Here is a 10,642-nt window from a genome sequence, read left to right as displayed (position 1 = left end):
CCCCGTCTTTCCCGGCATGAACCCCGACACCGGAGAGGTGGCTCAGTGAGTCCACACCACCCCGAGCTGCGTGATCTCGCCATGGAACTCCTCTCGCAAGGACGTCCGGCCAGGGAGATCGCACAACGCCTGCGGATCTCGCCGCAGACCGTCTACCGCTGGCGCCGGACCCGCGTCCCCCGGCCCGAGGCCGCGCAGACCCGCGGCCGTATCGCGGAGCTGGAGCGGGAGATCCTCATGCACCGCAGAACGATCGAGGCCCTGAAAGACGCGATGCCCCCAAAAGGCGCTACGCGGTCGTTTCTCAAGTAGCCGCGCACGGACACCCGATCAGCAGACTCGTCGCGCTCCTCGGTGTCTCCGAGTCCGGCTACTACGCCTACCGGAAGCGGCCGCCGTCGGCCCGCGCCCTGCGCCACGCGTGGCTCACCCAGCTCATTCTGACGATCCATCACGAGTCGGGCGCGTCCTACGGCTACCGCCGCATCCACCAGGTGCTCCACGACCGCTACGGCGTCACGGTCAGCCACGGCACGGTCGAACACCTCATGCGGCAGGCCCGCATCCACGGCAAGACCGGCCGCACCGCCGCCCCCAACCCCTGACGGGAAGTATGAACACAGCAGCAGCCCCGCTCGGTACGGCGCGTCCGTACCTCCCCGTCCACCCCGCGTCGGACACCGCGGGACCGCAGGCCCATCGCATCCGTCTCTACAGCGCGCTCGACACCCTGCGCGCCCCGCTCGGCGCGACCGACATCCAGGCGGTCTTCGACATCGCCGAACTGGACGCCGCCACCGTCCAGACGGTCATCGGCTGGATCACCGGACCGCGCACCGCCGGACCGCAGACCGGGCCGTCCGCCGCCCCGTTCACTCCGTCTCTTCCGGCTCTTCCGGCTCTTCCGCTCCCGCCGTCAGGAGCGATTCCACCAGGACCGCCACGTGCCGGCGGTCCGCCGCGCTGAGCCGGCACACGCTCGCGATGAGGATCTCCACCTCGGGGTCGGCCTGTTCGGGCACCGACTCGTAGTAGAGGCTGACGCCCGCCGCCTCGGCCGCCGCGCGCCGCAGCGGCTCCACCGGGACGCCGAGGCCCCGGGCCAGGCCCTCCAGCGTCGCCTCCTGCGGCATCCGGGCGAGCCGGGGCGCCGTGGCCAGGTGATGCACCGTGGAGCGTGAGATGCCTCCGCGCCGTGCCACATCGCCATAAGACCAGCCAAACCGATCCAACCTACTCCTGATCAGCTCCCGCAGCGAACTCGACACCACCGGCACATCCCATCGGAGACACAACATCCATCTGCCTAAGACCCAACGACCCGCCCCCGAAGTCGTTCTGCCCCGCACCCCGGTCGAGTGGTACGGGGGTTGACGCTCCGGTCAGCGCCAGGCCGCCTCGACCCGGTCCAGCGCCGAGCGCAGCCCCCGGTCCCGTACGACGGGGCGCATCCAGTCGACGTCCGTGGGCCTCAGATTCCACAGGCCGTCGCGGTCCAGGGTCAGCAACAGGCGTTCGGCGTGTACGGCCAGCCAGTCGTCGGCACCGAGGTCACGGGCGAGGCGGAGTACGCCGATCACGAGCGTGGGCGAGCGACGGTCCTCCGGTACGTGACCGTGGAGGGTGAGGGCGGTGGCGAGAGTCGTCTCGGCGTCCGCGCGCTGGGCTCCTCGCCACAGGTGGGTGGTCGAGGCTTCCTTCAGCAGGCTCTCCAGCCTGAGTTCGGCTGTTCCGCCGTTGTCGAGCGCGGGTGCCTCACGGCGGAACCTGCTGGTGATGTGGCGCAGTTCGGCGTGGGAGAGGTCCCGGCGGACGGCCAGCCGGGCCAGACAGTCGGCCAGCACCGGCCAGGTCCGTGCGGCGACCCCGCCGGAGCCGGTGTGCTGGGGCGAGGTCAGGGCGTCCAGCATCGCGATGGCGGTGTCCGGCGTCAACTGGTCTTCCGTGTCCCGGAGATGACGGGCCACCAGGTCGATGGCGAAGGCCCGGTCGTCGCCGCGCAGCGCCCGGAGGCCGACGAGGATGTCCGGGTGGAGCGCGTGCGGTGCCGAGGGGTCCGGGCGGCAGAGCAGAGCGATCAGATCCCGGGCCGCGGCCGTGCCGCCGTCACCGTCGAAGCGGTACGTGGTGAAGGCGTCCGGCGACCGGTCGAGCAGCGGCGCCACTGCCTGGAGCAGGCGCTGGAGGTCGGCGTCCCAGGTGAAGGCCGCGAGGGCGTGCAGGCGTACGGAGAGCGGCTGTTGCTCGACAAGACGCGCCGCACCCATGGAACGTCCGGGGACGGTCAGACCGAGCACCCCCGCCGGGTCCGGTGCGGCGGGTGGCGCACCGGGCAGGACGGTCAGGTCGGGAGGGTCGCCGTCGGCGCGCTGGACCCGGAGCGAGATGCTGAAGGCGGTCCAGGACGCCTCGCCGAACTGTGAGCGCCACAGCTGGGTCTGCCGGCGCCAGCGGTCGGGGGTGGCGTCCTCTCCGACGATCCGGGAGACCCGCAGGGGGCTCTCGGCACGGGCGGCCAGGAGCAGCAGGTTGGCGGTGTAGACCGCGTCCTGCCGGGTGCGGTGGGCCGGGGCGGGACGGTAGGGGACGGGGGTACGGCGGGAGTCGTCGTCCATGGTCCGCCGGAACAGGACGCCCAGTAACTCCATCAGTTCGGACCGGTGTTGAGGCGGCAGCCGGGAGAACAGCTCCCCCATGTCGGTCAGGGCCTCCGCACGGTCGCTGAGCGGTACGTGGGAGAGCAGCGCGTGGAGACGGCCGTCGTCGGCGTCCTTGCCGTCGGTCAGCAGGCAGCGCAGTTCGCCGGTGATCAGGCGGGTGAGGAGGTACTCCCCGAAGGTGGCGTGCAGGAATTCGTAGGACCGCAGTTCCGTGTGCGTCACCACCGCCTGGGACTCGTGGATGAAGAAGAAGCGGCCGAACAGCAGCGGGGTGGGCTCGGGGGCGTCGGCGCCGAGCAGGACCGCGAGGTCGTCCTCGGCCTCCTGTGCGGTGATGCTCTGCTTGCGGCGGTTGAACATGCCGGTCGCGATGACGGACAGGCGTCGCAGCTCGCGCTCGACGGCCTCCGTCCAGGCCGGCCGCTCCCCGTCGTACTTGGTGATCTGGCGGCGTACGAACTCCGCCAACAGCCGTTCGTACAGGCCGAGTCGGTCGATGCCGGTGCCCTCGCGGCCCGAAAGGGCGTTGTCCGAGGCGTCGTAGAGGGCGAGCATCATCAGCAGGAGGGGCTGGGCCGCGAGTTCACGGTGGGGGCGCAGCACTTCGGGCGTGAACGGCCGCAGGCCGGTGTCGAGGAAGTACCTGCGGTTGGTGGCGTTCCAGGTCCGCAGCCAGTGCGCCACGCGCTCGTCGTCGAACGGTTCGAGCCGGATCACCGTGCTCGCGAGGGGAGTTCGCGCCTGGTCGGCCACGACGGTGCGGCTGGTGACGATCGCCGCCGTGGGGCGGCCCTGGTCCGTCTCCCGTTGCTGGAACCCCGCGACGCTGTGCAGGTAGTCGTAGTGGCGTTGCCGGTCGGCCTCGCCGGCGGCGGCCTGGAGGAGTTCGTCGAAGCCGTCCAGGAGGACGACGCGGACGACGCCGGAGTCGGGGGCGGTGATCTCGGACCACGGTGTGCGGCGGCCGGTCGAGCGCCACAGGGCTTCCTCGATCTGGTCCCGGACGTCCAAGTCGGCGGGGAGATGGCGGAGTTCGACGCGAAGGCAGAAGAACTCCGAGGCGGGCAGGCGGGCCGCGATCAGCTTCGTGAGCAGGGACTTGCCGCTGCCGGGGTGGCCGAGGACGACCAGGGGGCCGCTGGTGGCGTCGTGGGTCAGCAGGTACGCCGCCAGGAACTCCGCGAGGTCGTCCCGCGACGGCATGCGGAGCCACCAGTCGTCGCGGGAGAGTCCCGGGGAGGCGGTGTGCCCGGCGACGCGGAAGGCGGGGTCGACGTACCCCGCTTCGAGGGTGGGGATGCGCGGCCCGGCCGCTTCGCCCGCCGCGAGGGGTGCGCGCAGTTGGTGGCGGTGGCGGTCGGGGGCCTTGGCGCCCGCGGCGAACTGTTCCAGCAGGTCCGCGAGACCGGTGAGCGCGGTGGGGAGGTGCGGGCCGGTGGAGGCCGGCGGTTCGACGGCCTCGGGCGGGTCCTCGGGGTGGGAGGTGAGGCGCAGCTCGGGGCAGTCCCAGAGGACGTGGTCGAGCAGGGTCTCGTAGCGGCGCCAGGCGTTCCGGGCCAGGTCGGCGGGGTCGACTTCATGGGCTCCGGCGCCGTGGACGAGGTCGGCCGCGTACGAGTAGGCCGTCTCGATCTCGTGTCGGCGTCCGGCCGGGGTGCCGGCCCTCATGGAGCCCAGCGTGACGTGCTCCAGCTCGGCCACGATCTCGGTGGTGGGGTCGCCGTCGCGCGTCAGGGGCGGTTCGGGGTCGTGGACGATGCCGGACTGGGCGACGGCCTCGCAGAACGCGGTCACGAGGACGGCCAGGTCGGCCGCGCAGAGCAGGGCGGTGCGGGCGGTGCCGTGGCTCGCCCGGACCCGTTCCGCGAATCCTTCCAGGACCGGGCGGAGGTCGGTCCCCGTGCCACCGGTCAGCCGCAGCGGCTCCAGCAGCCGTTCGGCCAGACCATGGAAGGCCGGGCGTCCGCCGCCCAGGATCTCGACCGCTCCGGCGAAGTCGGGGGCGACCTCGGCGGGCGGTGGCGGCGCGACGGGCGGCTGTCTCCCGGTGCGCCGCCTCCCGGCGCGCTGTGCGGGGACGGCGGCCGCGTTCACCTCGGCCTCGTCCAGCCGCAGCCGCCACCAGCCCCGGTCGAAGGTCAGCCCGGCGGGCGGGCGCGGGCCGCCGCGCGTGCGGCAGTACTCCACGACGCCGAGCACGTCGTCCCAGGTGGGCGGTGTGGCGCGGCGGGCGTTGAGGAGGGCGGAGACCGCCGGCTCGCTGCGGTGCAGCGCCCGCGCCAGGTCGCTCTGCGGGACTCCGCAGCCACGGACCAGCCGCCGGAGCAGTCCGCAGAAGTCCGCCACCGCGCCGGACGTCTCCCCCACCGCACACCCCCCGCTCTTCGGCCCGCTTCAACGCGGACGGCAGCCCTGTGCGGCTCCGGCCGGTGTCAATGCCCGCACGGTTTCGCGTACTTCCGCGTTCCCACGCCGAACGTCCCTGTGTCGTCAGGGTCATTGGGGCACGCCGTGTACCCGCGCATCAAGAAGGAGACCAGCCCATGTCCCGGCTTTCCGCCGAACTGCCCGCGCTGTCACTGTCCTTGACGTTCCTCGGCGCCTTCGCCGGAGTGGTGCTGCCCGCCGTGTGGTCCGCCCGGCCGGACCGCCGGCGGGACGCGGCACGCGTGCTCGGGCAACTGCTGGCGGGCCTGGGTCCGGCCCTACGGCACACCGCTCCGCTCGCGCCGCCCCAGGGCTCGCTGTACACAGAAATCATGAGTCACGAGAGCGCTGCCCAGCTGTACCACCCGGGAGACGTCGTCCCGGACTCCGGGATCTACGAGTGCGACTGCGCCCGGGCGCACGAGTACAGCACCGACGTGAAGGGCCACCGTTTCCCGCCCCTGCGGCACGACTGCGGCGGGCAGGGGTGGCGGCTCAAATCCGCCACCCCCTCGGGAGCCTGATACCCGCCTCCGAAACCCGCGACCGCGACCGCGACGACGGACCAACGGCCACAGACCGCGACCACGCACCGCTACCGCCGGGGCGGGAAACCCGCCGTGATCCTCGGCCCCGCCCCGGCCGCGTCACGCCGGCCGCGTCACCCCGATCGCGCCATCCCGGGCGCGTCACCCCCGCCCCGTCCCCGCCCGCTCCTGCGCCAGCGCGTACAGCTCCTTGGACGTCGTGATCAGCTCGCGCCGCTCCTCCCTGGACCCCACCATCGGCCGGGAGCCGTTCAGCGGCACCTGCGCCGTCTCGGGGAGGAACTTGACGGTCACCAGCCCGATGAGGCCCGCGAGCATCAGGTAGTACGCGGGCATCAGATCGTCGCCCGTGATGTCGACCAGCGCGGCGGTCACCAGCGGGGTCGTGCCGCCGAAGGCCGCGACGGCGAAGTTGAAGCCGATGCCCATGGCCGCGTAACGGACGGCGGTGGGGAACAGGGCGGGCAGGGTGGCCGCGCTGGGGGCGGCGAAGCAGGCCAGCAGGGTGGCCAGGATCAGCACCCCGAGGATCGGCAGCCATGTCCCGTGGGCCTTGATCAGCAGGAACGCCGGGATGGCGAGCACGATCATCGCGGCCGCTGCCCAGCCGTACAGCGGGCGTCGGCCCACCCGGTCGCTGAGGCGGCCGAGGAAGGTGATCAGGATGACGATCCACACCATGCCGATGAGCACGAGCACGTCGGCGGAACTGCTGGAACGTTTCAGCGTCTCGGTCTGGTAGGTCGGCAGATAGCCGGTGACCATGTAGTTCGTGACGTTGTAGAGCAGGACCAGGCCCATGCAGACCAGCAGGCCGCGCCAGTGCCGCTGGATGATGTCCTTGAACTCGCTGCCCGCCGACTCCTGCGCCAGGCTCTTCTCGTGTTCGTCCAGCTGCTGCTGGAAGGCCGGGGACTCCTCCAGCTTGAGCCGCATGTAGAGGCCGATGACCCCGAGCGGCCCGGCGACCAGGAACGGGATGCGCCAGCCCCAGGAGAGCATCTGGGCGTCGGTCAGCCACAGGTTCAGCCCCGTGACCAGGGCCGAGCCGAGGGCGTAGCCGACGAAGGTGCCGAAGTCGAGCCAGCTGGAGAGGAAGCCGCGCCTGCGGTCCGGTGAGTACTCGGCGACGAACGTGGTCGCCCCGCCGTACTCGCCTCCGGTGGAGAAGCCCTGCACCATACGGGCCACCAGCAGCAGGATCGGCGCGGCGATGCCGATCGAAGCGTAACCGGGGATGACGCCGATGGCGAAGGTGCCGAGCGCCATCATGATCATGGTGGTGGCCAGCACCTTCTGCCGCCCGACCCGGTCGCCGAGCGGGCCGAAGAAGAGGCCGCCGAGGGGCCGTACGACGAACGCGGCCGCGAAGGTCGCGAACGAGGAGATGACCTGGGCGCCCGGGGAGGCGCCGGGGAAGAAGACCTTGCCGATGGTGGCGGCGAGGTAGCTGTAGACGCCGAAGTCGAACCACTCCATGCAGTTGCCGAGCGCGGAGGCGCCGACGGCCCGCTTCAGCAGCGGTGACTCGACGACCTGGACGTCCTCCTTGTTGAAGGCCCCCCGGTTGCGGCGCAGTCTGCGGGTCAGCTCCTCGCGCACCTGGTGCGGAAGCCCCGCGACGGCCTGCGAGGCCTTCGTCCGTGCCCTGTGCGGCCCTTCACCGTCGGACGTCGCATCGCTCACGTGCCGCTCCCTTCACCGCCGGTGCTGCCGTCGTGCGCGCACCCGGCGGCACCGGGTCTTCGCCCTGTGCTTCATCCTGCTGCCCCACGCCGCACACGTCACACCGGCAACAGGCACATGGGGGAACCGCATACTCACGAACGACGATTACGGTGTTGGCCACACACAGGCGATTAAGAAGCCATGGCGCTCAATTCCATGACAGACGGCGGTTGGACTTCCGAATCTTGAAGGCGCAGGGTGGACCAGCCCCTTTTTGTCTCGGGGCACCCCTACGGCACCACCCGGAGAACACCCGATGAACCACGTCGCGGACCCCGCTCGCTACGACGGCACCATGCGCTACCGGCGCACCGGCCGCTCGGGGCTGGACCTCCCCCTGCTGTCCCTGGGCTACTGGCACAACTTCGGCGACGACCGCCCCTTCGAGTCCCAGCGCGAGATCGCGCTGCGCGCCTTCGACCTCGGGATCACCCACCACGACCTGGCGAACAACTACGGTCCGCCCTACGGCTCGGCGGAGATCAACTTCGGCCGGCTGATGAAGCAGGACCTCGCGCCGTACCGCGACGAGATGGTGATCTCCACCAAGGCGGGCTGGGACATGTGGCCCGGCCCCTACGGTCAGGGCGGCGGCTCGCGGAAGTACGTGCTGGCCTCCCTGGACCAGTCGCTGAAGCGTATGGGCCTGGACTATGTGGACATCTTCTACTCCCACCGGCTGGACGCCAGCACCCCGCTGGAGGAGACCATGGGGGCGCTCGACACGGCCGTCCGCCAGGGCAAGGCGCTCTATGTGGGCATCTCCTCCTACGACGCCGAGCGCACCCGGCAGGCCGCGGCCATCCTGCGCGAGCTGGGCACGCCGATGCTGATCCACCAGCCCTCGTACAGCATGCTCAACCGCTGGATCGAGACGGACGGGCTGCTGGAGGCGGCCGAGGAGGAGGGCTTCGGCGTCATCGGCTTCACGGCGCTGGCGCAGGGCCTGCTCACCGGCCGCTACCTGGACGGCGTGCCGCAGGACTCGCGGGCCGCGCAGGGCAAGTCCTTCGACCCGGCCTGGCTGACCGAGGAGATGCGGGGCCGGCTGCGCGCCCTGAACGACATCGCGGCCCGGCGCGGGCAGACCCTGGCCCAGATGGCGCTGGCCTGGGCACTGCGGGACGAGCGGGTGACCTCGCTCGTCATCGGCGCCTCGCGGGTGGAGCAGCTGGAGCAGAACGTGGCGGCGCTGGAGAACCTGGAGTTCACCGCCGAGGAGCTGGCCGAGATCGACAAGTACGCCACGGACGGCGGCGTCGACCTGTGGCGGGACGCCCGGCTGGGCACCATGGGCGGCTGAGCCCCTCTGGCTCCCCGCGCCCCGGGCGTTTTACCCTCCCCCTGTCTCGGCGGTCGGCCGACCTCCGAAGCAGGGGGACAAATAAGTACATATGCCCCCTGACCAGCCCGTTTCTTCGGGTGGCCATGCACCGTCAAGGTAAGGTGCCGGTAATGGCCACTTCAAGAAACAGTCAAGTCAGTCAGGGGGGTCGCCATGGGCGCCGCACGCACGAGTAGGACACCACTGCCGGGAATCGGCGTCCGGTACGACCTCACCACCAAGGAACAACGCCGCCTCTCGGTGGTGGCCCACCGGGACGGGTCACGCACGCTCAGCGCCTACCGCGAGGACGACCCCGACGCCTGCGCGCTCTCGGTCCAGCTCACCGGCGGGGAGGCGGACGCGCTCGCCGGGGCGCTGAAGCCGACACACCACAGCCCGACCCTGCTGTCCACGACCGAGCTGGGCCTCGTGGCGGAGCGGATCTCGCTGTCCTCGGTCTCGCACTGGAACGGACGGCTGCTCGGCGACACGCGGATGCGCACCGAGACCGGCGTGTCGATCGTGGCGGTGCTGCGCCGCGCGGACGCCATCCCCTCCCCCGGCCCCGGCTTCCGGCTGGCCGGCGGGGACACGCTCATCGTGATCGGCACCCGCGAGGGCGTCGACGCGGCCGCCGCCATCCTCGGCAGGGAGTGATCGCGATGCACTCCTCCGCGGTCTTCCTGATCGAGTTCGGCGCCATCATCCTGGCCCTCGGACTGCTCGGCCGGCTCGCCGCCCGCCTGCGCTTCTCGCCCATCCCCCTCTACCTGCTGGCGGGGCTCGCCTTCGGGGAGGGCGGGCTGCTGCCGCTCGGCGCGAGCGAGGAGTTCGTGGCGATCGGCGCCGAGATCGGCGTGATTCTGCTGCTGCTCATGCTGGGGCTCGAGTACACGGCGGGCGATCTCGTCTCCAACCTGAGGACGCAGTACCCGGCGGGGCTCGTGGACGCCGCGCTCAACGCGCTGCCCGGCGCCGCGATGGCGCTCATCCTCGGCTGGGGACCCATCGCCGCCGTGGTCCTCGCGGGCATCACCTGGATCTCCTCCTCCGGCGTCATCGCCAAGGTCCTCGGCGACCTGGGCCGTCTCGGCAACCGTGAGACACCGGTCATCCTCAGCATCCTGGTGCTGGAGGACCTGTCGATGGCGGTCTATCTGCCGGTGATCACCGCGCTGCTGGCCGGGACCGGGCTCGCGGCGGGCAGTGTCACGCTCGCGGTCGCCCTCGGCGTCGCCGGTCTCGTCCTGCTGGTGGCGGTGCGCTACGGCAGGGTCATCTCGCGGTTCGTCTCCAGCGACGACCCCGAGAAGCTGCTCCTCGTCGTGCTGGGCCTGACCCTGCTGGTGGCGGGTGTGGCGCAGAAGCTCCAGGTGTCGGCGGCGGTGGGCGCCTTCCTGGTGGGCATCGCACTGTCCGGCGAGGTCGCCGAGGGCGCGCACAATCTGCTGGCGCCGCTGCGGGACCTGTTCGCGGCCGTGTTCTTCGTGTTCTTCGGCCTGCACACCGACCCGGCCAGCATCCCGCCGGTGCTGCTGCCCGCGCTCGCGCTGGCCGTCGTCACCGCCCTCACCAAGATCGCCACGGGGTACTGGGCGGCGCGGAGAGCGGGGGTGTCCGAACGCGGCCGGTGGCGGGCGGGCGGCACGCTGGTGGCGCGGGGCGAGTTCTCCATCGTCATCGCCGGACTCGCCGTCACCTCCGGGATCGACTCCCGGCTCGGCCCGCTGGCCACGGCGTACGTGCTGATCCTGGTCGTCGTCGGCCCGCTCACCGCCCGCTACACGGACACGGTCGCGATGCGGCTGACCGGCCGGCTACGGCGCACGCGCCCGGCACCGGTGGAGGCCCCGGCCGCGGAGCCCGCGGGCGACCCGGGCACCTTCCGGTACGGCTACCTTGTTACGACTTCGTCCCATTCGCCTGTCCCTCCTTCGACAGCTCCCTCCCAC

10 protein-coding genes are annotated in these 10,642 nt (G+C 71.6%); 6 read left to right on the top strand and 4 right to left on the bottom strand.

Going from position 1 to position 10,642, the window contains the following annotated elements:
• Positions 1 to 45: 45 nt before the first annotated feature.
• Both AB0898_RS27650 and AB0898_RS27645 read left to right on the top strand, forming a co-directional pair.
• Entirely contained in the window at positions 46 to 312 is a 267-nt protein-coding gene (locus tag AB0898_RS27650) for a helix-turn-helix domain-containing protein (RefSeq protein ID WP_366805718.1), read from the top strand.
• Positions 313 to 329: 17 nt separating this feature from the next.
• The gene (locus AB0898_RS27645) at positions 330 to 605 is read left to right on the top strand and encodes an IS3 family transposase (RefSeq protein ID WP_366805786.1); all 276 of its coding nucleotides are present in this window, start codon (positions 330 to 332) and stop codon (positions 603 to 605) included.
• Between the two features lie 106 nt (positions 606 to 711).
• Here the strand turns inward: AB0898_RS27645 and AB0898_RS27640 are convergent, their stop codons facing one another.
• The 3 genes from AB0898_RS27640 to AB0898_RS27630 form a co-directional block, all read right to left on the bottom strand.
• Complete coding sequence (locus AB0898_RS27640; protein ID WP_366805717.1) at positions 712 to 876, bottom strand: hypothetical protein; 165 nt, start codon at positions 874 to 876, stop codon at positions 712 to 714.
• A complete protein-coding gene (locus AB0898_RS27635) occupies positions 873 to 1,298 on the bottom strand; it encodes a helix-turn-helix transcriptional regulator (RefSeq protein ID WP_366805716.1) in 426 nt (141 codons plus the stop codon). The genes AB0898_RS27640 and AB0898_RS27635 overlap by 4 nt, the downstream gene beginning before the upstream one ends.
• Positions 1,299 to 1,382: 84 nt before the next feature.
• On the bottom strand, positions 1,383 to 5,027 hold the full coding sequence (locus AB0898_RS27630; protein ID WP_366805715.1) for a hypothetical protein: 3,645 nt from the start codon (positions 5,025 to 5,027) through the stop codon (positions 1,383 to 1,385).
• 176 nt (positions 5,028 to 5,203) lie between these two features.
• On the opposite strand from AB0898_RS27630, the gene AB0898_RS27625 reads away from it, so the two are divergent.
• The gene (locus AB0898_RS27625) at positions 5,204 to 5,611 is read left to right on the top strand and encodes a hypothetical protein (RefSeq protein WP_366805714.1); all 408 of its coding nucleotides are present in this window, start codon (positions 5,204 to 5,206) and stop codon (positions 5,609 to 5,611) included.
• 165 nt (positions 5,612 to 5,776) lie between these two features.
• On the opposite strand, the gene AB0898_RS27620 is transcribed toward AB0898_RS27625, so the two are convergent.
• On the bottom strand, positions 5,777 to 7,321 hold the full coding sequence (locus AB0898_RS27620) for an MFS transporter (protein WP_366805713.1): 1,545 nt from the start codon (positions 7,319 to 7,321) through the stop codon (positions 5,777 to 5,779).
• A 298-nt stretch (positions 7,322 to 7,619) separates the two neighbouring features.
• Here AB0898_RS27620 and mgrA point away from each other — a divergent pair, with 298 nt between their 5' ends.
• The 3 genes from mgrA to AB0898_RS27605 form a co-directional block, all read left to right on the top strand.
• Complete coding sequence (gene mgrA / locus AB0898_RS27615; RefSeq protein ID WP_366805712.1) at positions 7,620 to 8,666, top strand: L-glyceraldehyde 3-phosphate reductase; 1,047 nt, start codon at positions 7,620 to 7,622, stop codon at positions 8,664 to 8,666.
• Between the two features lie 195 nt (positions 8,667 to 8,861).
• Complete coding sequence (locus AB0898_RS27610; protein ID WP_366805710.1) at positions 8,862 to 9,347, top strand: TrkA C-terminal domain-containing protein; 486 nt, start codon at positions 8,862 to 8,864, stop codon at positions 9,345 to 9,347.
• 5 nt (positions 9,348 to 9,352) lie between these two features.
• The coding region (locus tag AB0898_RS27605) for a cation:proton antiporter (RefSeq protein ID WP_366805709.1) at positions 9,353 to 10,642 on the top strand (1,290 nt) is incomplete at its 3' end.

The organism is Streptomyces sp. NPDC005435, assembly GCF_040703155.1.
In the GTDB taxonomy this organism is placed as follows: domain Bacteria; phylum Actinomycetota; class Actinomycetes; order Streptomycetales; family Streptomycetaceae; genus Streptomyces.
The sequence above is the reverse complement of the archived record's forward strand: the minus strand, read 5'-3'. Positions and strand labels throughout refer to the sequence as shown.

Excerpts from the sequence above, each read along its gene's own strand:
- AB0898_RS27635 (WP_366805716.1), bottom strand. The coding sequence starts at position 1,298 with ATGTTGTGTCTCCGATGGGATGTGCCGGTGGTGTCGAGTTCGCTGCGG.
- AB0898_RS27625 (WP_366805714.1), top strand. The coding sequence starts at position 5,204 with ATGTCCCGGCTTTCCGCCGAACTGCCCGCGCTGTCACTGTCCTTGACG.
- mgrA (WP_366805712.1), top strand. The coding sequence starts at position 7,620 with ATGAACCACGTCGCGGACCCCGCTCGCTACGACGGCACCATGCGCTAC.
- AB0898_RS27610 (WP_366805710.1), top strand. The coding sequence starts at position 8,862 with ATGGGCGCCGCACGCACGAGTAGGACACCACTGCCGGGAATCGGCGTC.